Annotated in this window: 35 protein-coding genes and 3 pseudogenes; 29 read left to right on the top strand and 9 right to left on the bottom strand. The window is 66.4% G+C overall.

From position 1 onward, the window contains the following. The 3 genes from LRM40_RS20870 to LRM40_RS20880 are packed head-to-tail and all read right to left on the bottom strand — an operon-like array spanning position 1 to position 2,763. Positions 1 to 906: a DNA-binding protein gene (locus LRM40_RS20870; RefSeq protein WP_105812220.1), complete on the bottom strand. Its 906-nt coding sequence runs from the start codon at positions 904 to 906 to the stop codon at positions 1 to 3. Then, the gene (locus tag LRM40_RS20875; protein ID WP_087778512.1) at positions 899 to 2,122 is read right to left on the bottom strand and encodes a site-specific DNA-methyltransferase; all 1,224 of its coding nucleotides are present in this window, start codon (positions 2,120 to 2,122) and stop codon (positions 899 to 901) included. Before LRM40_RS20875 ends, LRM40_RS20870 begins: the two co-directional genes overlap by 8 nt. Further along, positions 2,122 to 2,763: an NUMOD4 motif-containing HNH endonuclease gene (locus LRM40_RS20880; protein ID WP_151124934.1), complete on the bottom strand. Its 642-nt coding sequence runs from the start codon at positions 2,761 to 2,763 to the stop codon at positions 2,122 to 2,124. The genes LRM40_RS20875 and LRM40_RS20880 overlap by 1 nt, the downstream gene beginning before the upstream one ends. An 86-nt stretch (positions 2,764 to 2,849) precedes the next feature. Between LRM40_RS20880 and istA the strand changes: the two genes are divergently transcribed. Further along, a complete protein-coding gene (gene istA / locus LRM40_RS20885; protein WP_151126052.1) occupies positions 2,850 to 4,394 on the top strand; it encodes an IS21 family transposase in 1,545 nt (514 codons plus the stop codon). A gap of 36 nt (positions 4,395 to 4,430) precedes the next feature. Then, on the top strand, positions 4,431 to 5,168 hold the full coding sequence (gene istB / locus LRM40_RS20890; protein ID WP_151126053.1) for an IS21-like element helper ATPase IstB: 738 nt from the start codon (positions 4,431 to 4,433) through the stop codon (positions 5,166 to 5,168). Between the two features lie 64 nt (positions 5,169 to 5,232). On the opposite strand, the gene LRM40_RS20895 is transcribed toward istB, so the two are convergent. The 5 genes from LRM40_RS20895 to LRM40_RS20915 all read right to left on the bottom strand — a co-directional run bounded on the left by LRM40_RS20895 (position 5,233) and on the right by LRM40_RS20915 (position 7,267). Further along, the gene (locus LRM40_RS20895; RefSeq protein WP_151122428.1) at positions 5,233 to 5,676 is read right to left on the bottom strand and encodes a hypothetical protein; all 444 of its coding nucleotides are present in this window, start codon (positions 5,674 to 5,676) and stop codon (positions 5,233 to 5,235) included. After that, positions 5,673 to 6,137, bottom strand: a complete 465-nt coding sequence (locus tag LRM40_RS20900) for a phage regulatory CII family protein (protein ID WP_087778518.1) — start codon at positions 6,135 to 6,137, stop codon at positions 5,673 to 5,675. Before LRM40_RS20900 ends, LRM40_RS20895 begins: the two co-directional genes overlap by 4 nt. A 95-nt stretch (positions 6,138 to 6,232) precedes the next feature. Beyond that, positions 6,233 to 6,832, bottom strand: a complete 600-nt coding sequence (locus LRM40_RS20905; RefSeq protein WP_151122427.1) for a hypothetical protein — start codon at positions 6,830 to 6,832, stop codon at positions 6,233 to 6,235. 14 nt (positions 6,833 to 6,846) lie between these two features. After that, positions 6,847 to 7,002 (bottom strand): hypothetical protein, encoded by a 156-nt coding sequence (locus LRM40_RS20910; protein WP_170288787.1) that lies wholly within the window; start codon positions 7,000 to 7,002, stop codon positions 6,847 to 6,849. Next, positions 6,995 to 7,267: a helix-turn-helix domain-containing protein gene (locus tag LRM40_RS20915; protein ID WP_151122426.1), complete on the bottom strand. Its 273-nt coding sequence runs from the start codon at positions 7,265 to 7,267 to the stop codon at positions 6,995 to 6,997. The genes LRM40_RS20910 and LRM40_RS20915 overlap by 8 nt, the downstream gene beginning before the upstream one ends. A 77-nt stretch (positions 7,268 to 7,344) precedes the next feature. On the opposite strand from LRM40_RS20915, the gene LRM40_RS21545 reads away from it, so the two are divergent. The 3 genes from LRM40_RS21545 (at position 7,345) to LRM40_RS20930 (ending at position 9,117) form a co-directional block, all read left to right on the top strand. After that, a complete protein-coding gene (locus tag LRM40_RS21545) occupies positions 7,345 to 7,821 on the top strand; it encodes a hypothetical protein (protein ID WP_310734147.1) in 477 nt (158 codons plus the stop codon). Between the two features lie 153 nt (positions 7,822 to 7,974). Further along, positions 7,975 to 8,628 carry a hypothetical protein gene (locus LRM40_RS20925; protein WP_151122425.1) on the top strand — a complete coding sequence of 218 codons (654 nt, stop codon included), beginning with the start codon at positions 7,975 to 7,977 and terminating at the stop codon, positions 8,626 to 8,628. Between the two features lie 12 nt (positions 8,629 to 8,640). Beyond that, on the top strand, positions 8,641 to 9,117 hold the full coding sequence (locus LRM40_RS20930; RefSeq protein WP_151122424.1) for a hypothetical protein: 477 nt from the start codon (positions 8,641 to 8,643) through the stop codon (positions 9,115 to 9,117). Between the two features lie 29 nt (positions 9,118 to 9,146). Here the strand turns inward: LRM40_RS20930 and LRM40_RS20935 are convergent, their stop codons facing one another. Further along, a complete protein-coding gene (locus LRM40_RS20935) occupies positions 9,147 to 9,767 on the bottom strand; it encodes a hypothetical protein (RefSeq protein ID WP_151122423.1) in 621 nt (206 codons plus the stop codon). A 639-nt stretch (positions 9,768 to 10,406) separates the two neighbouring features. Here LRM40_RS20935 and LRM40_RS20940 point away from each other — a divergent pair. The 24 genes and pseudogenes from LRM40_RS20940 (at position 10,407) to LRM40_RS21055 (ending at position 26,974) form a co-directional block, all read left to right on the top strand. Then, the gene (locus LRM40_RS20940) at positions 10,407 to 10,760 is read left to right on the top strand and encodes a hypothetical protein (protein ID WP_087778531.1); all 354 of its coding nucleotides are present in this window, start codon (positions 10,407 to 10,409) and stop codon (positions 10,758 to 10,760) included. Positions 10,761 to 10,795: 35 nt separating this feature from the next. Next, positions 10,796 to 11,773, top strand: coding sequence for a hypothetical protein (locus LRM40_RS20945; RefSeq protein WP_151122422.1), 978 nt, complete (start codon positions 10,796 to 10,798; stop codon positions 11,771 to 11,773). Between the two features lie 104 nt (positions 11,774 to 11,877). Continuing rightward, complete coding sequence (locus LRM40_RS20950; RefSeq protein ID WP_105812213.1) at positions 11,878 to 12,081, top strand: hypothetical protein; 204 nt, start codon at positions 11,878 to 11,880, stop codon at positions 12,079 to 12,081. Positions 12,082 to 12,181: 100 nt separating this feature from the next. Then, entirely contained in the window at positions 12,182 to 12,577 is a 396-nt protein-coding gene (locus tag LRM40_RS20955) for a hypothetical protein (protein WP_105812212.1), read from the top strand. 26 nt (positions 12,578 to 12,603) lie between these two features. After that, on the top strand, positions 12,604 to 13,707 hold the full coding sequence (locus LRM40_RS20960; RefSeq protein WP_170288786.1) for a hypothetical protein: 1,104 nt from the start codon (positions 12,604 to 12,606) through the stop codon (positions 13,705 to 13,707). Between the two features lie 80 nt (positions 13,708 to 13,787). After that, positions 13,788 to 15,875: a KTSC domain-containing protein gene (locus tag LRM40_RS20965; protein ID WP_231067882.1), complete on the top strand. Its 2,088-nt coding sequence runs from the start codon at positions 13,788 to 13,790 to the stop codon at positions 15,873 to 15,875. Continuing rightward, positions 15,872 to 17,287: a dATP/dGTP pyrophosphohydrolase domain-containing protein gene (locus LRM40_RS20970; protein WP_231067883.1), complete on the top strand. Its 1,416-nt coding sequence runs from the start codon at positions 15,872 to 15,874 to the stop codon at positions 17,285 to 17,287. Before LRM40_RS20965 ends, LRM40_RS20970 begins: the two co-directional genes overlap by 4 nt. Beyond that, positions 17,284 to 17,658, top strand: a complete 375-nt coding sequence (locus LRM40_RS20975) for a hypothetical protein (RefSeq protein ID WP_105812211.1) — start codon at positions 17,284 to 17,286, stop codon at positions 17,656 to 17,658. The genes LRM40_RS20970 and LRM40_RS20975 overlap by 4 nt, the downstream gene beginning before the upstream one ends. Then, on the top strand, positions 17,655 to 17,978 hold the full coding sequence (locus tag LRM40_RS20980; protein WP_105812210.1) for a DUF4406 domain-containing protein: 324 nt from the start codon (positions 17,655 to 17,657) through the stop codon (positions 17,976 to 17,978). The genes LRM40_RS20975 and LRM40_RS20980 overlap by 4 nt, the downstream gene beginning before the upstream one ends. A 55-nt stretch (positions 17,979 to 18,033) precedes the next feature. Continuing rightward, positions 18,034 to 18,393, top strand: coding sequence for a YfdP family phage-associated protein (locus LRM40_RS20985; protein ID WP_151122421.1), 360 nt, complete (start codon positions 18,034 to 18,036; stop codon positions 18,391 to 18,393). A 27-nt stretch (positions 18,394 to 18,420) separates the two neighbouring features. Continuing rightward, positions 18,421 to 19,247 (top strand): annotated as a pseudogene (locus tag LRM40_RS20990) (DUF2303 family protein). A gap of 123 nt (positions 19,248 to 19,370) precedes the next feature. Next, on the top strand, positions 19,371 to 19,994 hold the full coding sequence (locus LRM40_RS20995; protein ID WP_151122418.1) for a hypothetical protein: 624 nt from the start codon (positions 19,371 to 19,373) through the stop codon (positions 19,992 to 19,994). A gap of 2 nt (positions 19,995 to 19,996) precedes the next feature. Further along, positions 19,997 to 21,019: pseudogene (locus LRM40_RS21000) on the top strand (phage Gp37/Gp68 family protein). Beyond that, positions 21,009 to 21,242, top strand: a complete 234-nt coding sequence (locus LRM40_RS21005; protein WP_151122417.1) for a hypothetical protein — start codon at positions 21,009 to 21,011, stop codon at positions 21,240 to 21,242. Before LRM40_RS21000 ends, LRM40_RS21005 begins: the two are co-directional and overlap by 11 nt. Further along, entirely contained in the window at positions 21,239 to 21,532 is a 294-nt protein-coding gene (locus tag LRM40_RS21010; RefSeq protein WP_151122416.1) for a hypothetical protein, read from the top strand. Before LRM40_RS21005 ends, LRM40_RS21010 begins: the two co-directional genes overlap by 4 nt. Further along, on the top strand, positions 21,525 to 22,046 hold the full coding sequence (locus LRM40_RS21015; protein ID WP_105812205.1) for a hypothetical protein: 522 nt from the start codon (positions 21,525 to 21,527) through the stop codon (positions 22,044 to 22,046). Before LRM40_RS21010 ends, LRM40_RS21015 begins: the two co-directional genes overlap by 8 nt. Continuing rightward, positions 22,043 to 22,573: a hypothetical protein gene (locus LRM40_RS21020; protein WP_105812204.1), complete on the top strand. Its 531-nt coding sequence runs from the start codon at positions 22,043 to 22,045 to the stop codon at positions 22,571 to 22,573. Before LRM40_RS21015 ends, LRM40_RS21020 begins: the two co-directional genes overlap by 4 nt. An 11-nt stretch (positions 22,574 to 22,584) precedes the next feature. Continuing rightward, a complete protein-coding gene (locus LRM40_RS21025; protein ID WP_105812203.1) occupies positions 22,585 to 22,842 on the top strand; it encodes a hypothetical protein in 258 nt (85 codons plus the stop codon). After that, the gene (locus LRM40_RS21030) at positions 22,835 to 23,146 is read left to right on the top strand and encodes a hypothetical protein (RefSeq protein ID WP_146123526.1); all 312 of its coding nucleotides are present in this window, start codon (positions 22,835 to 22,837) and stop codon (positions 23,144 to 23,146) included. The genes LRM40_RS21025 and LRM40_RS21030 overlap by 8 nt, the downstream gene beginning before the upstream one ends. Then, positions 23,127 to 23,306, top strand: a complete 180-nt coding sequence (locus LRM40_RS21035; RefSeq protein ID WP_087778553.1) for a hypothetical protein — start codon at positions 23,127 to 23,129, stop codon at positions 23,304 to 23,306. The genes LRM40_RS21030 and LRM40_RS21035 overlap by 20 nt, the downstream gene beginning before the upstream one ends. Before the next feature lie 31 nt (positions 23,307 to 23,337). After that, positions 23,338 to 23,700 (top strand): hypothetical protein, encoded by a 363-nt coding sequence (locus tag LRM40_RS21040; RefSeq protein WP_105812201.1) that lies wholly within the window; start codon positions 23,338 to 23,340, stop codon positions 23,698 to 23,700. Positions 23,701 to 23,895: 195 nt separating this feature from the next. Next, positions 23,896 to 24,129, top strand: coding sequence for a hypothetical protein (locus tag LRM40_RS21045; RefSeq protein WP_105812200.1), 234 nt, complete (start codon positions 23,896 to 23,898; stop codon positions 24,127 to 24,129). 34 nt (positions 24,130 to 24,163) lie between these two features. Continuing rightward, a complete protein-coding gene (gene ssb, locus LRM40_RS21050; protein ID WP_105812199.1) occupies positions 24,164 to 24,670 on the top strand; it encodes a single-stranded DNA-binding protein in 507 nt (168 codons plus the stop codon). Positions 24,671 to 24,783: 113 nt separating this feature from the next. After that, a pseudogene (locus tag LRM40_RS21055) lies at positions 24,784 to 26,974 on the top strand (DNA cytosine methyltransferase). The last annotated feature ends 7 nt before the right edge of the window (positions 26,975 to 26,981 follow it).

Consider the following 26,981-nt stretch of genomic DNA (forward strand, 5'->3'; position numbering starts at 1 on the left):
TCAGATGCTCGTGACAACATCGCGCGGCTCCTTCGGTTGTTGGGGGTGGGCAGGCGGGTTCATGCGGCCAGGACGCGCCGGCCCACCCTTGGGCAGCGGGCTGTCGGCGCGGCGAATCCAGTTGCGCCAGGTGGCCTCCCAGTCGGCCTTGCGCGCATCGGCACCGGCCTTGCCGTGCCAGTAGTCGGCAAAGCAGGCGGCTTGGTGCCGCACGTCGGCGTCGGTCATGTCGGGGCGGTTCTCCAGCGCCCAGTCGCCCCAGCCCTTCGGCAGTCTCCAGTCCTCGGGCAAGCGGGTTCCCCGCTTGGTTTTCGGCGGAGCCGCAGGCGCAGCATCGGGGTTGGTTCCGTTGCCGTCGCCGCCATCGGTGCCGTCGGGCTGGCCGTCGCCCCCAAGACTCTTCTGTTCCTGCTCCTGTTCTTTCTCCTGTTCCTGTTCTTGGCTTCGGAGGGGCTTTGAAGGGGCTTCGTAGGGGCTTGTTTTCCCCCGGCAGGCCGACATGCAGAATGCCGCGCTGTACTTCTCGTAAAACCGCGCCAGATAAGGGTTTTCGGGCAGCGAGCCGTACTCGTTCTGCACCCCTTTGACGCGCAGGTCGTTGGGCTTGAGCGCCTCTCCGATCTGGTACGAGGCCATTTCGATCACCCAGACCACCTCGGAAGCCTCGTCGTACTCGCAAAATCCGGCTTCGATGGCGCTTTGAAGCCCCTTTGAAGCCCCTTCCAAGCCCAGCCCGGTTTCATGGGCAATGAACATGGTCGGGCAGTAGTAGAGGCCCAGCATGTTGGCGTGCGGGCTGGTCAGCAGGTACATGGCGACGATCTGCGCCTCCATCCCTGCCGCGCGCAGGCGCTTACCCGTGGCACCAATCCAGAACTTCGGGCCGACTTTCGAGTAATCACGCATAGGTGCCCTCCATCGACGTTTCAAAACCGGGGGCACCCCGGAAGCGTTGCGCGGCCGCGATCAGGTACTCGCGGCATCGCTCGGTCACAAGCCAGCGCCGGCCGTGCAGCTCGGCACCGCGCCCCGTCGTGGCCCAGCCACCGAAGGGGTCAACAATCAGGTCGCCCACCTCGGACAGGAACCGGACGAAGTGCTCGGCCAAGCGCACGGGCATCAGCGCCGGATGGGCCGGCAGGCCGTGCCGTGCCGCGAAGTCGCGCGCGGGTTGCTGGTCAGGGTCGCGGTGCGGGATGGTCAGCACGTTGCGGGCAATGGCGCCATCGGTGGGCGCGCTGAAGCTGCCCTCGCGGACGGTGTAGGCCCCGCCGGCGTAGCGGGCGTACTGCTGCACGCCGCCGGCGTCCATGAACCGCCGGTGCTTATCGGTGTGCTCGCGCAGGCAGCGGCGGTTGTCGGCTATGACCAGGGCCGGCTCGTTGGTGAACCACAGCACATGCTCGTAGGCCGTGTTGTGATGCACGCGGCGGATGGATGCCCATTGCACCGGGCCGGGCGGCTTCGTCGGGTTGTGCCAGACGAACCGCTCCATCAGGTGCAGGCCCAGCTTGTCGTGCAGCGCCAGGGTCAGCCGCTCCAGGTAAAGGGAGCGCGCCGGAGAACCCGGCTCGAAGATGTCATTGCCCAGGTTCAGCACCACGTTCCCGCCGGGCCGCAGGTGCGCCACGATGGGTTCGAGGATGGGCAGCAGCCAGTCGATGTAGCTGGCCTGGTCGGCGTTGCCGTAGGCGCGCTGCTTCGCCAGTGGGTACGGCGGCGAGGTGAAGGCCAGGGTGATCTGCTCACCCAGACCGCTGAACACGTCCTCGGCGTTCGCCCACAGCGCGCAGCCCAGGTCGGTCGAGAATGCCAGCAGGACGGCGCGACGCGGCGCCGGCGTCAGCTCCTTCTTGGCCTCGCCGCTCAGGCGCCAGGTGCCACGCTCCACGCGCTCAAGCACGCCCAGATGCTTCAGGGTCTGCTGGTGCCAGCGCACGCGGCGCTCGAACAGGTTGTAGGCTTTGCCGGCCTTGCCCACGGGCGCGCGCGCTTCCAGCGCCGCCTCGGGGATGTCCAGTTGCAGGGCGAGTTGCTGGAACAGCTCGCGGTTCGTGAGGGTGTCGCGGCCGACGAACGGCGCCATGACGGCTTCGGCGGACAGGTTCTTGAGGTCTTCCATCAGGCCGCACCCTCCTGCTCATGGACGGCATGACGCCAGCGGAATCCCTTGTGCGTCTTCTGGGTGCCGTTGCAGCACTCAGTAATGCAGGACGCGCGAAAACCCTCTCGCACAGCGTCGGACTGCGACAGGTAGCGCCGCAGCAACCTTCCATCAAGGGAAAGCCTATCGACAGGCCGGGCGTTCGGGTTCTCTACGCCTGCCAACGCCGGCGTCTTGAAACCCAGCTCATGAACGGCGTGCTTCAGGTTCTCGCTCGGGGTGACGACCTCCAGGTTGTCGAGGCGGTTGTTCCCCTTGTCCCCGTCGATGTGGTTCACCTGCAATCCCGGCGCCAAGCCCAGGAAGGCAGCAGCCATCAGGCGATGCACCGACCGGCTATGCGCCTTGTTCCCGGCCCACAATTGGACGCTGGGATAGCCGCTGTTCCAGAGCCGTTGCGCGAGCAATTTCCCCGTGCGTGGCGAGCGGACGCGGCCGCAGTCGGAAACCTCGTATTTGCCCTCGAAGCCAACCACCTGCCGCCATTTCTCATCAGCCAGCTGCGTATTCCACGCGATGGCGGACACGATTCCACGCTGATGGCGGACAGTGTTCCACCATGATGGCGGACAGTGTTCCACGCTGAAGGCGGACAGCATTCCAAACTGATGGCGGACACCTGCGGGGTGTTCTGAGTGACCCGAACGCGGCATACGCTGCCCGGTTTTTTTGACCGGAGCCAGCGATGCCCACACCCAGGGTCACCATGAGCAAACTACGACACACACTGCAACTGCTGCACCGCGGGGCCTTGAGCACCCGTCAAATCGGTGCCGCCCTCGGCATCTCCAAATCCACTGTCAGCGAGATAGCCAGCTACGCGCGCGTGGCCGGCGTGGACTGGGCTACGGCCCAGAGCCTGAACGACGACGAACTCCAGGCCCGGCTTTACAAGCCACCCGTGGCGCGCGAGTCCCGGCACCTCGAACCCGACCACGCCCACATCCACCGCGAACTGCGCCGACCTGGCGTGACGCTGCAGCTGCTGTGGGAGGAATACCAGCAACAGCACAGCGGTCAGGCGTACAAGTACAGCGCCTTCTGCGAGAAGTACAAGGCTTGGGCCCGGCGCCTGCAGCGCTCCATGCGCCAGACCCACTCGGGCGGTGACAAGCTCTTCGTGGACTACGCCGGCCAGACCGTGCCCGTCGTGGACGCCAGCACCGGCGAGATACGCCCGGCCCAGGTCTTCGTGGCAGTGCTGGGCGCATCGAACTACACCTACGCCTGCGCCACTGCCAGCCAGAAGGCCGCTGACTGGGTGGCCAGCATCATTGCCACGCTGGAGTTCATCGGCGGCGTGCCCCGCCTGCTGGTGCCCGACCAGCCGCGCGCCCTCATGGCCCGCCCCGACCGCTACGAGCCCACCGCGCACCGCCTGCTCGAAGAACTCTGTGCGCACTACAGCCTGGCCGTGATGCCCGCGCGCCCGGCCAAGCCACGCGACAAACCCAAGGTGGAGGTCGCCGTGCAGGTGGTCGAGCGCTGGATTCTGGCCCGGCTGCGCCACCAGACCTTCTTCAGCCTGGCCGAGCTCAACCGGGCGATTGCCGCCTTGCTGGTGGACTTGAACCAGCGCGCGTTCAAGAAGCTGCCGGGCAACCGCGCCAGTGCCTTCGCCGAGCTTGACCGGCCGGCCCTGCGCCCCCTGCCGGCGGTGCGCATGCCCATCGCGCGCTTCAAACCCGCCCGCGTCAACATCGATTACCACGTCGAGCTCGATGGCCACTACTACTCGGTGCCCCACGCCCTGGTGGGCGAGCCGGTGGAGTTGCGCATCACGGCCGGCACGGTCGAAGTCCTGCATGGCGGCAAACGGGTGGCCGCCCACGCCCTCAATCCCCGCCGGGGTGCACACACCACCACACCTGAGCACATGCCGGCCTCGCACCGGGCGCACCTGCAGTGGACGCCGGCCAAGCTCATCGCCTGGGGCGAGCGCGTGGGTGCGGCCACCGCCGCCGTGGTGCGCTGGCAGATGGAGCACCGCCAGCATCCCGAGCAGGGTTACCGCTCCTGTCTGGGCCTCATGCGCCTGGGCCGTGAGTACGGGGCTGACCGGCTGGAGGCCGCCTGTGCGCGGGCGCAGTCGATTCGCTCACCGTCCTACAAGAGCATCGCCTCCATCCTGGGCTGCGGCCTGGACCAGCGGCCGCTGGATGCGCCGATGGCCGCACAGGCGAGCCTGCCGCTGCACGAGAACGTGCGCGGGCCGGACTACTACCACTGAGCTCCAACGCGCAAGCAAACCCAACAAGGAAGAACCATGCTCAACGAACAGACCTTGAACCAACTGCGCGCCCTGCGCCTGGACGGCATGGTGGCCGCCCTCAGCGACGCGGCCACCCACATCACAGCCAGCGAACTGCCCTTTGAACAACGTCTGGCGCTGCTGGTGCAGCGCGAGGTGGACTGGCGTGACAGCAAACGCCTGGAGCGCCTGCTCAAGGCGGCCCGCCTGAAGGTCTCCAGTGCCTGCCTGGAGGACATCGACTGGCGCGCCAGCCGGGGCCTGGGCCGGGAGGTCATCACCAGCCTGGCCGGCGGCGACTGGCTGCGCCATGGCCACAACGTGCTGCTGACCGGCGCCACCGGGTGCGGCAAGACGTGGCTTGCCTGCGCACTGGGGCAGCAGGCCGCGCGTCTGGGCTTCTCGGTGCTCTACACCCGCGCGCCACGGCTGCTGCAGGAGTTGCACGTGGCCCACGGCGATGGCAGCCTGGGCAAACGGCTGGCGCAACTGGCGCGGCTGGACCTGCTCATCCTGGACGACTTCGGCATCGCGCCGATTGCCGCGCACGAGCGAAACGACCTGCTGGAGTTGCTCGACGACCGGGTGGGTGCGCGCTCGACGCTCATCACCAGCCAGTTGCCGGTGACGGCCTGGCACGCCTGGCTGGACGAGCCCACGCTGGCCGACGCCATCCTGGACCGCATCGTGCACGGCTCGCACAAGATAGCCCTCAAGGGCGAGTCGATGAGAAAGCTGGCAAAGGCCGTCTGAGCCGGCCGCGCCGACCGCCATTCCACGCTGATGGCGGACACTTCGGCTACGATTTGAGCGTCACTCAGGACACCCGCGCAACGTGTCCGCCATCGCCTGGAACGCTGTCCGCGATGGGAATGGAATCACTGTCCGCCATCAGTGGAATGCGCAAGCCAGCGGCATAGAGCTTCCCTCCACTGGTGCCGTGGCCACGCACGCGAGCGCAATAGCCCACTACACGGATGTCGCCTTGGCGAATGGCTTTCGCATAGATCGCCCCAAACGCTCGATCATCGGACGGAGTGATGCCGGCGGCGCGGGCGGCCATCGTCACCTGTTCGCCGGGCACGCTGCCCAGCCGGGCGGATTGCTCGCGCACGTAGGCCACGATGAACGTGTAGGCCCGCGCGCTGAAACTCGGGTCGGTCGAGGTAGCCGCATCCAGGGCAAGCTGCATCTGTTCCTCGCCCAGGCGGCGGGCGGTCGCGGCGCGCTGCGCGTGCGGCGGGGCGATGACGGCGCTCACAAGGCACCTCCCCGGATGGATTGCAGCAGCTCGCCGGTCGCCTTCATCAGCGCCAGCAGCAGCGGTTCGAGGGCGCGGCGCTCGTCGGCGCAGAACCGGCCATCCTTCGCGGCCTCGGAACCCACGCCCAGCAACTCCGACGCCGACGACACCAGCGACAGGAACAGGCGCACAGCCTCGGCCGGCTCGCGCGGCTCCAGCTCGAAGTCCATCGGCACTTGGCCAACGAGGTGCGCCAGCGCGAACACGGTGCGCCGGGCCTGGGCCACGATGACGATTTCGAGGATGACGCCGAAGCTGGGCGGCGGCGCGTCGTGGTCGGGGTTGATGCCGTTCGCCAGCGTGTTCCCGTTCATGCCCATCGCTTCCGCGATGGCACGAACGCCGCCGGGGTATTCCTTGGCATCCGCCTGAAGCGCCAGGAACAGCGCGCGATGGACTTGCTTGATGGGTTTACGCATGACGAACGCCCTTTCAGATTCGCCTACCGCCAGCCCGGCGGACGGCGGAGACTTGCTGCATGGAAAAGTTGATGAAAACCACAGCGCGCTACCTTTCACGCACCGAGACTGGTGCGAAGAGAAGGCATGAACAGGCGGTCATTGACCGGCCAGCCGCTCCGCAGCCTGCAATGGACAAGGTGGGCGCTGACGCCGCGCTCCGCGCACACCTCGCCGAGAACGCGCGTGCGTCCGTCGATTTCGATGGTGGCGGTGATGCGGCGATTGCGCGTCTGCTCGACCGGCGTGGCCCAGCAGCAGTTGCTGGGTTCGTAGTTGCCGTTCGTATCGTTGCGCTCCAGCGTCAGGCCGTCCGGGCACTCGCCCATGTCGGCCAGGAAGTTCTCGAACGAGGCCCAGGCATCGCAAACGGTGATGCCGCGCCCACCGTAGTGCTTGAAATTGCCGGCGCGCGGATTGAAGCAGCGCCGGCGCATCGACTCCCACGCCTTGTAGGTGCGCGTCTTCTTCATGCCGTGGGTCTTGTTGCTCCGGCCCATGTTCGCCGTGCGCTCACGCGCCAGGCAGCCGCAGCTACGGGTGTTGCCGCTCCGAAGGGAGTAGATCGAGACGATGCGCTTGGTGCCGCAAGCGCAGGTGCAATGCGCCCTACTGCCTTCGACGGAATCAACGGTGAGACGACCGAATACCTGCATAACTGGCTCCTTCCTCAAACATCCAAGGGGCCGATCTGGATGAGCGCGGGCGCATCGCCCTCGCGCTCGTCGGGCTGGGAATGGGCGGACTCTGGCGAAACGGCCGGAACGCCGACGCGCTGCTGCGCGTCTTCGGTGGGCGTGCCGGCTGCTACCTTGGCTTCAGGCATTGGTCGTCTCCTTCTGGGTGGCCGGACTGGTGCCGCGCAGGTACGCCCAATCCACGTCGGGGCGCAACTGTTCGCACGTCACCTCGCCGGACGTGGCTTTCTCGATTGCCGGGCAGCGTTCAGCGGGCACTTGGCGCTTCCCAGACACCCATTGATTCACCGTGGGTGTCGAGACGCCCAAGAGCCGGGCAAGCGCGGCCTGCCCGCCAACGGCGGAACATGCCCTCTTGATCGCAAGCTGTTGTGCGGTATGTGCGGTGTCCATTCCGTCATTATTAGGCGTCGCCTAATCTTTGTCAATAGGAATTGCCTAATGGCGTTCCAGCACCCGATCATTAGGCAATGCTTACAGGTAAAGAACTAGGCGCCGCGATCAAAGTCGCCATCGACAAGAAACTCGCTTTGGGCTTGGCAAAGTCCAAGGCCGAGATCGCGCGGCATTTCGGCGTGAAGCCGCCGTCAATCCATGACTGGATGAAGAAGGGGTCGATTGATAAGAGCAAGCTCCCCGAGCTGTGGGCGTACTTCTCGGATGTGGTCGGTGCAGAGCATTGGGGACTGAAGGAACTGCCGACCGCCGCACAGGCAACCGGAACAATGGAGGCCCACGGAGACAACGCGCCGACAGACCCGTCAGCCACTGCTTGGGCTGCGTACACTTCCGCCAGCGCAGTCACCCGTGCAGCCATTGATTTGCTGCTACTCCCCTCCACCGAGCGCGGGAAACTTGAGCCACAGACACAAGCGGCCATTGCTTTTATTGAAGACCGATCTGTAAAGGCTATTGCCACTCAGAAAAGCCGCACCAAGGTGGCCTAAGTTGAGACTGGTATGGTCAGACGGCAGGGAAATTAAATGATTGAGAAATAAGGCGATCAGGAATAGAAAGGGGATTTTATGAGAATTGGAATATTTGGAATATTCCTTGCGCTTGCGACACCAATCGCCACAGCTCAATCGAACGGCTCTTGCATGCAAGAAATGCTCACGCTCGGGCACTTGAGAAGCATTGACTTCAACAAAACAAAGACGGTTGATGAGTATTGCCAGAGCCTAAGAGAAAAAGGGTTTTGCGCGGTCAATTGTGAGAATCGACTAAGAGATAAGTTTGCAGAAATAAAAACAGAAAAAGAACAAGACAAACAGGAAGAAGAACGCCAAGCCGTCGCCCAGAAACAAGCGAGGGCCGCCCGTGAAGCTGCACTTAGGTCAGGGCAGGCCAAGCCGACCAATCTTGGGGAGGCAGCCATCGTTTACAACGCCGAGCACGGCGGCTCGCTCGCCAGCGCGCCCAAGATCAAACCCGACGGCGCCATGTACTACATGAACGGCAAAATCAAGATGGCCGGGGATAGGCCAGAATTCCTCGCAGCCCTTTCGTCTTCGCAGGACAATGAATTGCTTGCCAATGCCTTACGCCGCTCGCGCGGAATGGGCGAAAGCACGGACTATTTCGCCGTGGTTATCCCCAATCAGTTGCAGAAATACTATTTCGACGGCGCCAAAATAGAAGGCGGGTTCGATCTTGTGGGGCGTTACGTCTCGAATACGAAATACAAGACCGTTGCTGGGCAGGAAAAGACGGCCCCGGTGTTCGAGGCTGTCTATTTTGTCCTTTGGAAGTAAGCGGCGGAAATTATGAATTTGCTGCCCAACGAAGACCAGCCGCAAGACCGTTCCGACGAGCTTTTCAATCGCCTGCGCTTGCTGGGTTCGGCCGCTCGCACATGGCTCCAGTTCGACCGGGCGGAGCTGAAGCGTCGCGTGTGCGACAAGGTGATCGCGCATTTCCGCGCCGCGCCATCGCCAGAGCCGCGCGAGGGTATTGAAAACGGCCTGGCGTTCTTGGGATTTCTTTTGCAAGAGGGCGGCGCGCACGGCCTATACGACACCACGATACGGCAACTCGACAGGATGATCTTCAAGGCTATCGCCGAGATGGACGATGATGAGCAAGTGGTGTTGCTGCTGCCGATGGTGGACGTTGAAGACCTCGCAACCGACCGGGACGCGAGCGAATGGGCAAAGGTATTGCGCACGCGCCTTGTCCCCGAATGGGAAGAAGAAATGCGTTCTATCGTCCTGCACCGCGTTGAGCTGGCATCAGCCGCGTGAACGAGAGGCATCAATGCGCGACCCTTTACTCATCTATCGCCTTGAGAATATGGCCCTTCGGCTATTTCTTGAATCGTTGCTTCGAGCACATCCAGATCGGCAAGCAGCCCTTGAGCATCTAGCCCGACAACTTGCAGATGCGAAAGAGGAAGGACTTTTTCGCGCAGTGACCGATGCAGAGATTGCAGCCTTTGTTGCTGCTGGTACGCGGCTGCTGTCAGAGTTTCGTCGCGGCTCTGATTCTCGCGCCACACCCTGAAGAACTCGTCCCATTCCGACCCACCCAGCGCGCTCGCCGCGCCACTCGTCCGACCCCGAGACACGACAATCGCCTTCTGCTCCCGGTCGGGCACGACCATGAACTCGATGCCCCGAGCTTTCGCGGACTCGGCCATCGCCTTGATCGAGCCGGCCATCGCAGTCTGCTGATCGGCCGGCATGCCGTCCAGCGACGGCAGCATCAACACCGTATCCCCAGGCCGCAAGACCTCTGCCTTGTCGGACGGCAGCAGCGGGCGCGCGCCCCAAGCCCCCCGATCTAGGCGCGCTTCCTTCCGCCTGTAGCGGATAGCTGCCGCCAAATTCCAGGCCCCAGCCACCAGGTTGAAGCCCAGGGCTGCCCAGAGCGCCCACATCTTCCAGTCTTCCATCTTCCATCTCCGCAAGCCCGGCACGTCACCGGGCTTTTATTTTGCCAAAAATATTAGGCGACGCCTATTGACATGATCTTAGGCGCCGCCTAATATTCAGCCTAACGCAACGCGCCACAACGACGCATAGCGACGCACCACGACAGGCAACCGACGGTGCAGCTCTTTAACAACTTGCCGGATGAATAGAGGCGAGGCCCGCTCCCCGAGAGCGCGGCGCCAACCTCCTACGCCTGGGCGCGCGCCGTAGAAGCAAAAGCGCGCGAAATCCTGGCCTCCCTGGTGGAGCGGCCCGCGGGGGTCGTGACGAAGCCATAGGCCAGGTCGAAAGACGCCCACCCGTTCGTGGCGCAGGTAACGACGGGCAGAAAGACATGCAGTACCCCCGGCAGCCGGTCGAGGCAAGGCCAGAGCCGGCGCCCGTTTTCACGGGCAACGCGCAGGGGGCGCGGCGCGCGCACCGAGTCGCATCAATGCCGCAAAGAAGCCCGGTAGGTCGGGCCGGTTGGGCAGACGTAAGCCCCGCAATGGTGAGCCGAAAGCGCCATGACAGCCTGAGAGAAGGCACACCTCGAACAGCCGCGCACACCAGCGCGGCAACGCGGCCCGCGCCAGGGCAATCCCCCGAAGGACACCGACATGGACATCCAAATCCGCACTGCCGGTATCGGCAAGTGGCCTGTCGTTCGCGCGATGGGCCATGACGTGACGCTGAACCTGTACGGCAGAACGAGCCTGCTGCTCGACCTGCTGTACCGCGCCGGGATGCTGCCCAGCGTCTCGGCCTACGGCAAGGAAGGTTCCGACGCCCTGTTCATCAACGGCGAGAACCTGGGCACGACCGATCAGACCGTCCAGTTCGGTATCTGGCGGATGGTCGAGAGCTACCGCACAAGCGGCTACCTGTTCGACGACGACTTCGCGCTTGTCATGCGCGCCGTCGGCGTGGAGCCGGACGCCGACGAAGAACAGGCCGCCGCCGAGCCGGCGTAGGCCACCCCTCCCAAGCAAGCAAGAAAGGAATCCTCATGAGCCACATCATCGGCATCATCATCGGCAAGGCGCTGGGCAACTGGCAGCGCATCGACGCCGAGGGCAACAGCATCGCGCCGGCCGCCGGCGACTTCGACGCCCACCCGACCTACGCCGGCATCGCCGACGAGGTGATCGACGGCCAGCACCTGGTGCGCGTGCCGGCCTTCTACTACCGCGCCGGCGCCGTGCCCACCGGCGAGCACGCGGGCAAAAAGGCGCTGTGGGTCAGCCCCGAACCCGCGCCCGGCTTCGAGCTGCACCCCGCGTTCCGCCACCACGGAGCCGAGCTGGCCCAGTTCCACGTCGGGAAGTTCCAGGGCACGCCGGACGGCGACGACAAGCTGGGCAGCCAGCCCGGCCTGAAGCCGTTGGCCTCCATCAACTTCCCGACCATGCAGGCGCGCGCCGCCGCGCGTGGCGAGGGCTGGATGCTCTGGAGCATCTACCAGCTCGCGGCCATCCAGGCGCTGCTGCTGATCGAACTGGGCACGCCGGACGCGCAGCAGGCCATCGGCGACGGCAACGTGAATGGCGGCGGCGTGCGTGCGGTCGATGACGAAACTGTGGCCCAGGCCACCTGGCGCGGCATCGTCGGCCTGTGGGGCAACGTCTGGCAGATGGTCGATGGCTTGCAGACCAATGCCGACAGCGAATACCGCATCTGGGCCACCGACGGCAGCCAGACCTACGTGGAAACCGATGTCGAGGCGCCGGGCGATGGCTGGTTCCGCCGCCGCGCCACCGACCGCGACGCCGGTTTCGACCTGGGCGCGGTGTTCCTGCCCGCCACGACGCGCGACGACCGCGACGAATCGGCCTTCGGCGACTACTTCTGGAGCTACCCCAACGCCGTGGCCTACCACGGCGGCCATTGGGGCATCGGCCGGCGCGCCGGCGCCTTCCGTCTCAACGTCAACGACGTCGCGGTGTTCTCGAACTCCCTCATCGGTGGCCGCCTCGCAAAGGTGTAGTGCCCTCTGTGGCTTGTGTCATGTCCGGGGCAGGCCCGCCGAGCGGGCCGCCCCAAGCGCCCCGTCAGGGGCGCTTTCGATTTCCCCCTGAAAGGAGCGCATCCATGAGCGCATCGACAACTGCCTGCGCGGCGGCCACGGCTGCCGCGCGGCCGGCCCGGCTCGTCAAGTGCCGGGTGAGCGTGAGAACGGCGACGGGCGAGCAGCACAGCTACACCGCCCTGTTCAAGAGCACCTGCGGGGCGGTCATGGATGCACTCGACCGCTTCGGGTTCTGCAAAGTCAGCGTGGAGGCGATGCGCGAATGAAGGCCCTCAGACGCCTGAAGAAACGCCTCGCCGACTACCGCTACTACCGCGCACGCGGCTACGGCATCCGCCGGGCCTGGGAACTGGCCGGGGTGACGCTATGAACCTCGCCACGCTCCCAGGCCCCGGCGACGAGGCCACCTGGCCGGCCTACACCGGCCACCCCAACGACCCCAGGGCACCCGACGACGAAGGCCGCGACGCGGCCATCGACGAACGTGCCGCCGAGCTGCTGACCGCGCCCGGCTTCACGCCCTTCAACCCCGCCAACCTCTGCGAGGCCCTTTGCGAAACGGGCGACCCGCAGATCGAGCCGCTTTGCCGCCTTCTGGCCGAGGGCGACACGGCGGCGGCTGGCGAGGCGCTGGCGCGCTTGGCGCGCGGCTACTGGGAACCCATTGCCCGCAAGGAAGCGGAGCGCCAGATCGACGCCGAAGCGGACAGCGCGTGCCGCCGGTGCCGTGGGCGCGGCTGCCGCCGCTGCGAGGCCGACTGATCGAAACCTACCGGAGAACCCCTCTCATGAACTCCCCCGTGAATCAGGCCCTGGCCGTGCGCCAGGACTTCGGCGGCACCAGCTCGACCCTGGCCGCCCAGGAAACCGCATCGGCCTACGTGGCCGCCCAGGCCAAGGCCGTTGTCGAGGCCCGCTACGTGATGGCGCTGCGCCGCCCGCGCCAGTGGGATCAGGTGCGCCAGGACTTGCTCAAGGAGTGCAAGCGCCCCAGCTTCGCCAACAACAAGTCCGCCTACTACCGCAAGCCCATCGGCGACGGCGTGGAGGGCCTGGGCATTCGCTTTGTCGAGGTGGCCCTGCGCTGCATGACGAACGTGCTGGTCGAAACCAGCATGATCTTCGAGGACGAGGGCAAGGAAATCCACCGCGTCAGCGTCACCGACCTGGAATCGAACCTGACCTACCCGCTCGACGTGCGCGTCACGAAGACGGTGGAGCGGTCGAAGCCGTCCGACGACGGCACCTACATCAGCGTTCGCAAGAACAGCTACAACCGCAACGTCTATACGGTGCCCGCCACCGACGACGACCTGCTGAACAAGCGCGCCGCGCAGATTTCCAAGGCCATCCGCACCCTGGGCCTGCGCATCATCCCCGGCGACTTGCAGGACGAGGCCGAGGCCATCATCAAGGCCATCCGCCTTGACGAAGCCGCGCGCGACCCCGACACCGAGCGCAAGCGCATCGCCGATGCCTTCGGCGAAATCGGCGTCAAGGCCGCCGACCTGACCGAATACCTGGGCCACACGCTGGATACCTGCTCGCCGGCCGAGCTGGTCAATCTGCGCGGCATCTACGGTGCCATCCGCGACGGCGAATCCTCGTGGAAGAGCGTCATGGAGAACAAGGCCGAACAGCAGGCCGGCAAGAGCGGCGGCGCGGGCAATGCCGGCGGCGGGGCTGGCGCCGGCAACGGCTCGAAGGGCGGCTCGCTGCCGACGTGCAGCGATGAAGCCTTCGAGAAGAAGAAAGCCGGGTGGCGCAAGGCCATCGAGGGCGGCAAGTCGGTGAACGACCTGATCGCAATGATTCAGACCAAGGAACTGCTCACCGACGACCAGAAGATGGAAATCGCGTCGTGGGCGACCGAAGGGGGTGCGCAGCAATGAAAATCCACGAACTTGTCCAGGGCAGCCCGGAATGGCAAGCCTTCCGCCTGACCCACCACGGCGCCAGCGAAGCCGCCGCGATGCTGGGCCTGTCGAAGAAAACGACCCGCTCCGAGCTGCTGCGCATCAAGCACACCGGCACGCCGAAGGAGTTCTCCGACTGGGTGCAGGTGAACATCCTCGACTACGGGCACCAGGTCGAAGCCCTGGCCCGGCCGCTGGTCGAGGAAATCATCGGCGACGACCTCTACCCGGTGACGTGCTCGAACGAAGACGAGGGCGGCAACCTGTCGGCGTCCTGCGACGGCCTGACCATGCTCTACGACACTGCGTTCGAGCACAAGCAATGGAACGAGGCCCTGGCCGCATCGGTGCGCGCCGGCATCCTGCCCGAGGAACACATGCCGCAGTGCCAGCAGATCATGCTGGTGACGGGCGCCGCGCGCGTGATCTTCGTCGTCTCCGACGGCACGCCCGGCAACCTCGTTTGGGTCGAAGTCCGGCCCGACCCGGAATGGTTCGACCGCATCCGCGCTGGCTGGGCGCAGTTCGACCGCGACCTGGCCGACTACGTGCTGCCCGAGGCCAAGCCGGCCATCGTCGCCGAACCCGTCCAGGCGCTGCCCGCCGTGTCGGTGCAGGTGTCCGGCGCGCTGACCGTGGCCGAGAACTTCACGGTGTTCGAGCAGGCTCTGCGCCAGTTTCTCGACGAGCGCCTGATACGTGAGCCGCAGACCGACCAGGACTTCGCCGACCTCGACCTGCAAATCAAGGCACTGAAGCGCGCCGAGGATGCGCTCGACGCCGCCGAGGCGCAGATGCTGGCCCAGGTGTCCGGCGTCGATGCCGCGAAGCGCGCGAAGGATGCGCTGCACAAGCTGACGCGCGACAACCGCCTCATGGCAGAAAAGCTGCTGGAGAGCGAGAAAAAGCGGCGGCGCGAGGAAAAGATCGAGGCCGCCCGCAAGGCGTTCGCCGACCACTTGGCCGAACTCCAACGCGAAATTGCCGACCTGCGCCTGGACGTGCCGGCGCCGGACTTCGCGGCCGTCATCAAGGGCCTGAAGACCCTGGCGAGCGTTCAGGACAAGCTCGACACCGCGCTGGCGAACGGCAAGATCGCCGCCGACCAGAAGGCCGGCGACCTGCGCACGAAACTGGCCTGGGTGGGCACCAATGCAGCCGAACACCGCGCGCTGCTGCCCGACCTGCAACAGCTCGCGGTCAAGCCGCTGGACGACTTCAAGCTGGCGATCACGGCCCGCATCGACGCGCACAAGCGGGCCGAGGCCGAGCGACTGGAGGCCGACCGCGCGCGCATCCGCAAGGAAGAAGCCGAGCGCCTGGAGCGCGAGGCGAAGGACAAGCAGGAGCGCGAGGCGGCCGCCGCCCAGCAACGCTCGCTTGACGAGGCGGAAGACGCCGCCATCGTGCCGCTGCACCCGGCCAATGCGGCGCTGGAGAACAACGGCCCCGACAGTCTTGCGAGCTACTTCCCTGGCAACGCGGACGCATCGGCCTTCCTGGGAGTGGACATGGCAGCAGCGCCGGCGGCGGAACTCGTCACGGCCAGCCCCCAGTGCGCGGCCCACAGCCGCCCGATGGGTGGCGGCGGTGGCGGCAGCCTCTCCACCGCAACGCTGAAGCTGGGCCAGATCAACGAGCGCCTGGCGCCCATCGCGCTGACCGCCGACGGGCTGGCGACGCTGGGCTTCCCCCATGTCGCCACCGACAAGTCGGCAAAGCTGTACCGCGAGCGCGACTTCCCCCGCATCTGCGCCGCCCTGGTGCGGCACATCCAGACCGTGCAGGCCGGACAGCCGGCGCCGGCAACCCAGGCCGCCCCGGCCACAACCCGCAACCCCGAAAGGACTACCGACATGGCAACCCGAGCACCCGCAGCAGCTTTTGACGACGCCGCCGACTACCAGCACATCCCCATGAAGGAAGTGGAGTCGCACAAGATCAAGGCCGTCGGCTACGACGAAGCCACGCGCACGCTGGCCGTGACGTTCCAGCGCGGCGCCGGTGCGATCTACCACTACCCGAACGTCGAGCCGCAGGTGTATGCGGACTTCATCGGCGCCGAGTCGCTGGGTTCCTTCTTCGGCGCGCACCTCCAGAGCCTGCCGTTCAAGAAGTTCCACCCCGAGCAGGTGGCCGCATGACCCACGCCGCCCACCATCCTGACGACGAAGCGGTAGATCGCTTCGCGGCCGAGCTGAAAGCCAAGCTGGCGGACGCTCGGGCGAAGGGGCGCGGCGGCTGGGAAGACAAGGCCCAGGTCAGCGCCCAGGCCCTGTCCGACATGCTGCTGGCGCACGTCTTCAAGGGCGACCCGCGCGACGTGGCGAACTTCGCCATGTTCCTTCACCAGCGCGGAGAGAGCATCGCACTGGCCGACGGCCCGCGCATGGAACACGCCGTCGAGGTGTTCCAGATCGCCGAACAGCGGTGCGCGGAGCACCACGCCGGCGCCGGCCGCCTGATCGAACCCGGCATTGCCGTACAGGCCGGGCTGATCGCCGCCGCGCCGTTCCTGATCGGCGCGTCGCCCGCGCCCGTGGCCGGAGGCTATCGCGGCGTGTCGTGGCGCGCGAACGGCGAAGCCAACTCCTACCACCTGCTGCGCGGCGGGCGCTGGCTCGCCCACATCCTCATGAACGGCGAACTGTTCGTGGGGCAGCAGACCGACATGATGGAGCGCATCGTCATCGCGCTGGGCGGCCCGGCCCAGCACGGCGGCGCGGCCGAAACCGCGCTCCGCCAGGTGGCCGCCGTCATCCAGCGGTATCAAGCCCCGGCCGGCATCAGCAAGTACGACGCCATCAGCGAAATCATCGGCATCGTGCAATCGGTGCCGCTGCTCGACGATGCGACCACCGAGGCCCAGACCCGCGAACCGCACGCCAGCCTCGAAGACCTGCGCACGCGGCTGCTGGCGCCGCGCGACATCGTGCGCGACCCGGATGGATGGTTGAGCCACCCGGACATGCCGGTTTGCGACGAGAGCGTGCGCTACGACGACCTGCTGGCGGTGTTCGGCATCGAAACCGCGTTCGTCTCCCTGGAGAGCCAGGACGAGAGGCTGGCTGAACGCTACTTCGAGGAATCGGCCAGCATCGAGGACTGGAACCCGGAGCCGCCAGCCGGCGACGGCTGGGTGCTGCTGGAAATCTACGACACCGAGAACGGCCCCTACGCGATCTTCGGCCGGGCCATGCCATCCGAAGTCTGGCCGCGCCTCACCAGCGGCACGCCGTTCGACTTCCACGCCCATCTGGTGCGCCAGGCGAAGTTCTCGCGCAACACCTTCGGCCCCGGCCGTCGCACGCAAGGCGTCTCCGACCACATCCGCAAGGAGCTGGCGGAAATCGCCGAAGCGCCCGACGACCTGGAGGAATGGATTGATGTCGTGATTCTGGCTCTCGACGGCGCTTGGCGCACTGGCGCGAGTCCCGAACAGATCATCGCCACGCTGAAGGCAAAGCAGGCCAAGAACGAGGCGAGGACGTGGCCGGACTGGCGCACGGCCGACCCCAACAAGGCCATCGAGCACAGCAAGGAGACGGCGCCATGAACAGCAAGGAGTTTCGCGCCGAGCTGGTCAAGATCATGCCGGGGTACGACTGGACGGTGCATCAGTCCCGCCTCGACTGGCGACTGGAGGCCACCGGCATCCAGTCCAGCGGCTCCAACCGGCTTTCGACCCTCTCCGTCGTCCGGGTCGAGCGGGAAGGCCAGAAGCCGGTCTATGAAGCCAAGTCGGCCGGATACGGACGGCGGGCCAGGTGGCTCCACACGCACAAGGACGGCACGCTCGCGCGCGCCTTGCGCGGGCTTCAGGACTACTACGAGGCCGTCGCCAGCACGCACTACAGCCACGCCGGGGCGCTGAAGCATGGGCGGAAAGCCAAGGACGCGCCGGCGGCGACGGAGGCCGCCCCATGAAGCGCATCTACATCAGCGGGCCGATGTCGGGAATGCCGGAGCACAACTTCCCCGCGTTCAACGCCGAGGCCGCCAGGTTGCGCGCCCTGGGCTACGACGTGGTGAATCCGGCGGAACTCAACCCCGAGCCTGAAAAGACCTGGCACGACTGCCTGCGCACCGACCTGATGGAGCTGCTGACCTGCGACGCCATCGCGTTGCTGGCCGGCTGGCAGAAGTCCGCCGGCGCCCACCTGGAGATACACGTCGCCCACCGCGTCGGTATCGACATCGTGGAAGCCAAGGACATCCACCAGGGCGCGGCGCTCGCCGCCGCGTAGGAGCCACACACGCCGGAAGGCCGTGTTCATCAACCAACCGTGAAAGGAAGAACCCATGAGCAAGCCACTCAATGAAAACCTCCAGTCCGTCCGGGTCGAAACCGAGGACGGCGACCCGATGCCCATCATGGACGTGGCGGGCGACAAGTTCAGCGAACTTATCAACGCCGTCACCGCGCACAACAAGGCCGGCACGCTGACGCTGAAAGTCGCCATCAAGCCCTCCACCGCCGGCGCCCTGGCCGTCAAGGCCGAGGTGAGCATCACCAAGCCCAAGGGCCTGCCGGCCGAGTCCCTGCTGTGGGCCACGCCGGAAGGCAACCTCATGGCCGAAGACCCGCGCCAGACCAAGCTCGATCTGAAGTCCGTCGCGCCGGAGCCGGTGCGCGAACTGAAGTCCGTCACCGCCGCTTAACCACCACCTCAACCAGGAGTTTTTTTCATGGAACAACCCGACAACATCAAGACCGTGCTCGACGCTGGCGCGGCCGCCGTGCAGCCCATTACCAGCCACGGCGGCATCCCCTACGTGGCCGTGCCCGAGGGCTACAACATCCACGACCTGGAATCGCTGCTGCCGGCGCCCACCCGCAAGCGCGCCGACGTGACGACCACGGACACCGACAGCTTCATCTTCTACACGAAGAAGCACGGCAGCCTGGACAACGCCACGATCTACGCCGACATCGACGCCGAAGCCAGCCGCTTCCATCTGGTGGCGGTCATCAACGACCACGGTTCCGACATCGACGCGCAGCAGTGGCGCGACCACCTCTGCCAGTTCTCGCCGAAGCAGGCCCTGGAATGGAAGCGTTGGCTGGGCAAGAACAAGACGAACTTCTCCCAGGCCGATTTCGCCACCTGGCTGGAAGACAACCTGCCCGACATCGCGGCCGTGCCCGGAATGCCCAGCGGCGCCGACATCCTCCAGATGGCCCTGGGCTTCGAGGCCAACGCCGAAAAGCGCCTGCGCAGCAAGATCAACCTGCAAAACGGCGGCGTGCAGTTTGAGTTCGTCGAGGACGAGGAAAGGACACCCGGACGAAGATGCAGGTGTTCGAGCGTTTCACCCTGGGCCTGCCGGTGTTCGACGGCAGCAGCAACGCCTACCCGCTGGAAGCCCGCCTCAAGTACCGCGAGCGCGAGGGCAAGGTGACGTTCTGGTACGAACTCATCCGCCCCGACCGCGTGTTCAAGAGCGCCGTCACCGACGAGCTGACGCGCATCAAGGAAATCACCGGGTTCCCGGTCATTTCCGGCAAGCCGTAAGCCACGCCCTGGCCGGCCACACCGGCCAGGCAGGCAACGCGGCCGCATCACCACCCACGCGGCCGCGCCTTCGATGAAGGCAGCGTGCCGCGCTGCACATCAACATCGAAGGACTCCCCGACCATGACGACCACCCCCGAGGCCGCCGGCCCAGCCGCCGGCGCATCCCAGCTCCTGAAGGGCATAGGCAAGATCGACGGCGACGGCTTCAAGGACACGACGCGCAAGGGCGAAGTGGTGTTCGTCTATGCCCAGCCGCTCCCCGAACCCTACGCGCCCGGCCAGTACCCCCGCGTCGGCAACACCGGCTACAGCGCCAGCACCCAGCAATACGACTTCGCGCCCGCCACCGTCGATGAGGCGCGCGAGCACATCGAGGCGCGCCTGGCCGCCGCAGCGGACGAGCTGGCCCGCGCGAAGAAGCTGACGAACGACCTGGGCAAGATCATCCACGACATGACCGTGGCCCAGCAGGCCGCGTGGATTGAATGGCAGCACGGCAAGGGAGCCGACGCGGCCATGACCTGGATTCACAACGGCCTGGCCGGCCCTGGCTTCATCCCCGACGAGGACGAACCCTACGGCAAGGAGGCGCAGGCATGGTACGACGCCAACCGCGCCGACCCGTTCCCGACCTGCTTCTGCGGCCGCCCCTCGAACAGCCTCTGGATGGGAAAGGGCTTCTGCTCCAGCGCGCACTACGAACAGCACCGCGCCGAGGTCGAGGCCCAGAAAAAGGAGGGCTGACGATGGCCGAGAACACCAAGATCGAGTGGGCGCACCACACGTTCAATCCCTGATATGGCTGCCAGCGCGTCGGCCCCGGCTGCGACCATTGCTACGCCGAAGGCTGGGCCAAGCGCAGCGGCCTGGTGCAATGGGGCGCAGGCGCTGACCGGCGCCGCAGCAGCGCGGCAGCATGGAAGAAGCCGCTGAAGTGGAACACCGAGGCCGAACGCCTGGGCATGCGCTACCGCGTGTTCTGCGCCTCGCTGGCCGACGTGTTCGACAACGCCGTACCGGCATCCTGGCGCGCCGACCTGTTCCAGCTCATCGAGCGCACGCCGCACCTGGATTGGCTTCTCGTCACCAAGCGCGTCGGCAATGTGGCCCCGATGATGCTGGAAGTCGCCAGGCAACTGTTCTGGCTCGACCACCTGGGCGCGCCGCATCTTCCCTCGAACATCTGGCTGGGCATCACCGTGGTGAACCAGCAGGAGGCCGACCGCGACATTCCCCGGCTACTGGCGCTGCCCGCGCGCGTGCGTTTCTTGAGCGTCGAGCCGCTGCTGGGGCCGGTCGATCTTCGGTTCCACATCTTCAGCGAGCCGACCGGCCACTTCCGCACCCACGCAGGGAAGCGGCAGATGGAGCTGCGCAAGCCGGCCGACGGCGGTCTGCACTGGGTCATCGTCGGCGGTGAAAGCGGCCACGGCGCGCGCCCGATGCACCCGAACTGGGCGCGCCGTCTGCGCGACCAGTGCCTTTCATCCGATGTCGCCTTCCTGTTCAAACAGTGGGGAGAGTGGGCACCGCGCTCCGGCCTCCTGACTGGCGGCGGAACGGACTTCGTGGCGCTCGACCCGGAATGCAAACGCTGGCCGCACGTCACGCGCCTGGGCGAGCACGGGCTGGACACCCGAACCTGCGAAAACTGCACGCCGGACGCCGGCGAGGACATCTACATGCAGCGCGTCGGCAAGCAGCAGGCGGGGCGAAGCCTGGATGGCCTGCTGCACGACGGCTACCCGGAGGCGGCCTATGGGCTATGAAAACCCGCTGCTGAAGCTGCCGGCGGGCCAGGCCCTACGCCGGCTGCCGAAGGATGACCGGGCGCGCATCGAGGCCGTGATGCGCGAGCTACGCGACCAAGCCAACACCGAAGCCGAAAACGCCTGGCGCCGCAGGAAGGGGCCGATGGCCGCGTACTGGCGCGCCGTCTCCACCTACGCACGGCACCTGGCCCACGCCCTGAGCAAGGAGCCATCCAAATGAACCAACAACCCGCAACCCCAGCCGAGGTCGAGGCCCTGCTTTCGGAACGCGACCTGTCGGCGCTGAGGCGCCTCGCCGAATGCCTCGATGATGGAGAGGGCTTCGACGTGCCCAAGGAGCGCATGGCCCGGCTCTTGGAACTGGGCTTCGCCCGTCACAACGGATTCGGCCGCTACAGCATCACAGCCATCGGCCAGTACCTGCTGGGAGCCTGGACGAAGGTTCCGCTTCAGACCCACGCCGATGTCGATGCCGCATACCGGGCCGAGATGGAGGCGCGCAATGGCTAAAGCGTCGAAGCCTTCCCAGCAGCAGGTCGAGCTGCTGCACCACACCCTGGGCCTGAGCATCGACCGCCGCGAGTCGTACCGCAACTACTTCGTCGCCGGCCCCGGCCATCACGACATGCCCGACTTGGAGGCGCTGGAGGCCCTGGGCCTGATGACCCGCTCGCGCGCCCCGAAGTTCTGCGCCGATGGCGACATCGTGTTCCGCGCCACCGACGCCGGGCGCGCCGTGGCCCTCGACAGCCTTCCGCCGCCGCCGAAGCGCACCCGCTACGGCGAATGGCTGGACGCCGACTGCTGCGAATCGTTCGGGGAGTTCCTGTGCGGCAGCAGGCTTCCCACGCTCGACGCCCGCCGCCAGTACGAGGACGGCAAGGCCCGATGGCAATGGCGCATGTACCGCCGCGACGGCTTCGGCTACCGCGAAATCGCCGGCGAATGGGCCGACACCAAGAAGGCAGCGAAGGCCAGCTACAAGGCCGCGCTCAAGGCGCACCAACAGGAACAACGCGCATGACACCCTCGAAGCTCAACTCCCTACTCCAGGGGCAAACGAACCTCGCCCGCAAGGTGTTCGAGGTCGTGCCCATCCGCGAAGCCTGGCCCGCCATTCAGATCAGGAACGCCCTGAAGGAGGTGGAGCGCAGCAACGCCGATCTTCGCGTGGTGCGCGGCTGCCTGGGTGCCCTGCGCGAAGCCGGCCTCGTGCGCGAGCCTGAAACGGGCACGTTCCAGCGCGCCGACATCCGAACCCCAACCCCTCGACCCAGAAAGGAAGCACCCATGCCCCAAGCAATGCCCAGCCCCAGGCCCGCCCTGACCGTCACCGCCCCAACGCCCAAGACTGAGCAATCGCCCATCGAAATCCTGGGCGAACTGTCCGGCGAGGTCGTGGCCCTGGCCGACGAGTTCGGCGCGCGGCTCAAGAAGCTGGCCGCGAAGATCGAGGAAGCGGCGCTGACCATCGAACAGGAGCGCGAGGCCAACGTGGAGAACCTGGGCAAGCTGCGGCAACTCCAGTCCATCCTGAAAAGCCTGTCGTAGGAGGGAGCCATATGAGCAACGCGATTAAGGATGAGATAGCCAGGCTGCGCGCGGAGAAGAAGCATTTCCTGAAATTGGCTGCCCAGGCGCGCGAAACCGCGCGCGACCTGAACGCCGCCCCCATCGGACGGAAAGACCCGATTGCCAGGTTGCGCGCCAAAGACCGGGAAGCGGAATACCGCGCCAGCGCGCGCCGATGCGACGAACGCATTGCCGAATGGAAGGCGCAACCGGGCATCACCTCGACCAAGGGAGCCAGGCATGGGTGACATGGGCGACTACTGGCGCGATGTGAAACCCGCGCTGAAGGAAGACAGCCAGCGCAAGCGCGCCGGCAACCGCGACGCCTCGGCCGGGAACCTGACGGCCGCCGGCATCCAATTCGAGTCCAAGAACGGCGGCGCGCACCTGGTCGTGTCGGCCGCCGGCCTGGTCGTCGATTTCTGGCCCGGCACTGGCCTGTGGGTCGTGCGCGGTACGAACGAGCGCCGGCGCGGCGTGCGCCACCTGATTAAACGACTCGGCGGACAGTGGCCGCCACAAGGAAAGACCGATGGAGAAATACACCCCTGAACTGCTGATCGGCCTGATGGTGATGGTCAAGAACATCGTCCTGATCGTCGCCTGCGCCTGGACGACCACCAAGCTCTACCAGATGAGCGGTTCGTGGCATTGCCTCTGGGCGCTGCTGATGCTGCTGGCGATGGGTTCCTACAAGTTCGTGCGCGACTGAGCGCCATCACACCAACCTCAAGGAGAGAACCATGCCCATTCTTCGATTCGAGGGCTACAGCGACGACACCTTCGGCGAAGTCGCCCACTTCAAGGACGACTACGACAACTGCGCCAGCGGAAAGCCGATTGAATACCTAGTGCTCGGCCCAGCCATCGACGGCCAGCCGCAGCTCGGCGTGGTCGTCACCGGCCAGCACTGCCCTGGAAACAGCGGTAGCTGGCTGATCGGCGTCGCCAACTACGACCCGGACGCCGAAGACCGCGATTTCCCGCGCTGGCCCATGCACATCGAGGCTCAGGACTACCGCAACGGCTTCCAGCCGGCCCTGGTCATCGACGCGCCCGAGGGCGTGACGCTGAAATGCCTGCAACGGGGTGGCGATGACGACTAGCTGCCGGCCTGTCGCGGCCCCAGGCCCCACCGAACGGGCCGCGATACCCGGAGCAGACCTCGACCATGATGCGGTAGCAGTCCAGCCTTGCCTTTCGGCCGGCCTCGACCCGGCCACGACGGATGCACTGCTCTTCCGTCTGAAGCAGGAGCTGGCCGCGAGCTTCGGCGTGCCGGACGGCGGGAGGATGACCCGATGAGCGAATACCAACCACTTTCATCCATCGCCGAACTGGCCTTCATCGACGATGGCGAATGCGTGGCCGGCTACCTCGCCGGCCTGCACGGCGAGCCGGAGCCTGGCAGCGACAAGAGCAAGTCCTACTGGCACGGCTGGCGCAACGGAATGATGGACACGGGGCGGCTTCCCCACGACGAGGCCGCCCGCAACCTGGCCGCCGAGGTCGTGCGCCGGCACCGCGCGCACTGAAGGCGACCACCTATACGAGAAAAGGAAAGACAGCATGGCATCAGTGAACAAGGTCATTTTGGTGGGCAATCTCGGGCGCGACCCCGAGGTGCGCTACACGCCGGACGGTAGCGCGATTTGCAACGTGTCCATCGCCACCACCTCCACCTGGAAGGACAAGGGCACCGGCGAACGGCGCGAAGACACCGAATGGCACCGCGTCGTCTTCTACAACCGGCTGGCGGAAATCGCCGGCGAATACCTGCGCAAGGGGAAATCGGTCTATATCGAGGGCCGCCTGAAGACCCGCAAGTGGCAGGACAAGGAAACCGGGGCCGACCGCTACAGCACGGACATCATCGCCGACCAGATGCAGATGCTCGGCGGGCGCGATGGTGGCGACTATGACGACGGCGGAGCGCCGCCGCGCCAGCAGGGCGGAGGCCGTCAGCAGGCAGCCAGGCCGGCCGCGCGCAACGCGGCGCCTGCGCAGCGCCCCACCCAGTCGGCGCCGCCGACAGGCAGCTTCGCCGACATGGACGACGACATCCCTTTTGATTGAGCGGCGCACGACCGCTTCATCAACGTGCCGGCCCGCCACGCGGGCCTATCCCGTCAATTCCAACACCCCAGGGGCGCCACCGAGCGCCCCTTGTTTTTGAAGGAGCCGCCCAGATGCAGCGCCCGCAACTCGCCTTGCCGTTCCCCGGCGAACTCATCATCGACAACTTCGCCGGCGGCGGCGGAACCTCGACCGGGCTGGAAGCCGCGTTCGGGCGCCCCGTGGACATCGCCATCAACCACGACCCCGAGGCGCTTGCGATGCACGCGCTGAATCACCCCCATCGAAGTGACGGGGAACCGCCCGGTGGGCCTGGTATGGCTCAGTCCAGATTGCAAGCATTTCTCGAAGGCGAAGGGTGGCACGCCGGTTTCCAAGCACATCCGGGGACTGGCATGGGTGGGGATGCGCTGGGTGGCGCTCACTAAACCCAGGGTACTGATGTTGGAGAACGTCGAAGAATTCCAGACCTGGGGGCCTGTCATCGTCGGCGCCGACGGCAATCTCTACCCCGACCCTGCGAAGAAGGGCAAGACCTTCGAGAGCTTCGTCCGGCAACTCCGCCAGCATGGCTACAAGGTGGATTGGCGCGAGCTGCGCGCGTGCGACAACGGCGCACCGACTATCCGAAAGCGGCTGTTCCTGGTGGCACGCCGCGACGGCCTGCCGATCATCTGGCCGGAAGCGACGCACGGCGATCCTACCTCACGCGAGGTGCTGGCCGGGATGCTGGCTCCCTACAGAACGGCGGCCGAGTGCATCGACTTCGGGCTGCCCGCGACCAGCATCTTCGACCGACCGAAGCCGCTGGCGTCCAATACCCGCCGGCGCGTCGCCAAGGGCCTGTGGCGCCATGTCCTGAGCAGCGCGCGCCCCTTCATCGTGACGAACACCAGTGGGCACACTGGCGCGGCTGCCGATCAACCCCTGCCGACCGTCACCACCGGCAATCACCATATGCTGGGCCAGCCCGTGATGACGCCGTTTCTGGCCGGCGCCGGCGGCCCGTCGTACTCGGGCAAGCCCACGTCGGCCAACCAGCCGATGGGCACGCTGACCACGGAGAACCACCGCGCGGTCGTGATGCCCGCACTGGCGCCGTTCCTCACGGAGCACGCCAACGCGAGCAACCAGCGCACCATGCCGGCGGATGCGCCCCTGCGCACGGTATGCGCCCAGGTGAAAGGCGGTCATTTCAGCGTCGTGGCCCCGACCCTGGCCCCGCTGCGCGGCACCAGCGACGGCCACATGGGCGGGCACAGCGTCGAGCAACCGCTCTCCACCGTGGCCGCCGGCGGCACGCACCATGCGATGGTTGGCGCGCACCTCGTCACCATCGGCTACGGCGAGCGCGAGGGCCAGCAGCCGCGCGCGCAGGACATCGAGGCGCCGCTGGGCACCGTCGTGACGGCGAATAAGCACGCCCTGGTGGCCGCGCACCTGGCTCACCTCACGCACCACGGCGACCGGCCCGGCAGCACGCCGGCAGAGCCGCTGCCGACGGTGACGGGGGCGAACCGAGGTGAACAGGCCCTGGTCGTCGCCAACCTGATCGACATGGGACACGGGGAATCGTGCAGCACCGGCGCGAAGCGGTGGAGCAGCGGCGTCCGCAGCCTGGAAACGCCGCTCAATTCAGTGACGGCCAGCAGCGTGCCCAGTGCGCTCGCATCGGCTTTCTTCGAGCAGGCGAACGGCGGCTTCTACGATGGCGACGGGCGGCCGGCCAGCGCACCCATTTCGACGATCACCGCCTCGGGTAGCAATCAGCGCCTGGTGACGGCCTACCTCGTCCAGTATTACAGCGAGGGCGGCCAAGATTCGGGGTGCGCCAAGCCCATGCCCACGGTGACGACCAAGGCGCGCATGGGCCTGGTGCAGTCCGTCCAGGTGCCCGCCGAGGCGCTTTCCCCCGAACACCGGGAGAAGGCGCGCGCGTGCGCGGCCCTGCTGCACGAACATCTGCCCGAGCTGTTCCCCGAAGCGGCCGATCTGGTGCTGATGAGCTACGGCGGCATCTGGTGGGTACTGGTGGACATCACGCTTCGGATGCTCAAGCCGCGCGAACTGTACCGCGCGCAGAGCTTCCCCGGCGACTACATCATCCACGAAATCCCCGACCCGAAGCTGCTGTTCAAGGACGGCGTGCAGGTGCCGGGCGACCCACGCCTGATTCCGCGCATCCCCCTCTCGATCACGGCCCAGGTTCGCATGTGCGGCAACTCCGTTTCGCCCGCGCAGGCCGAGGCCCTTGTCCGCGCCAACTTCCGCCACGAGGAAGCCTTCATGGAGCGGCGCGCCTGATCGGAAA

It is taken from the genome of Ideonella dechloratans, assembly GCF_021049305.1.
GTDB lineage: Bacteria > Pseudomonadota > Gammaproteobacteria > Burkholderiales > Burkholderiaceae_C > Ideonella > Ideonella dechloratans.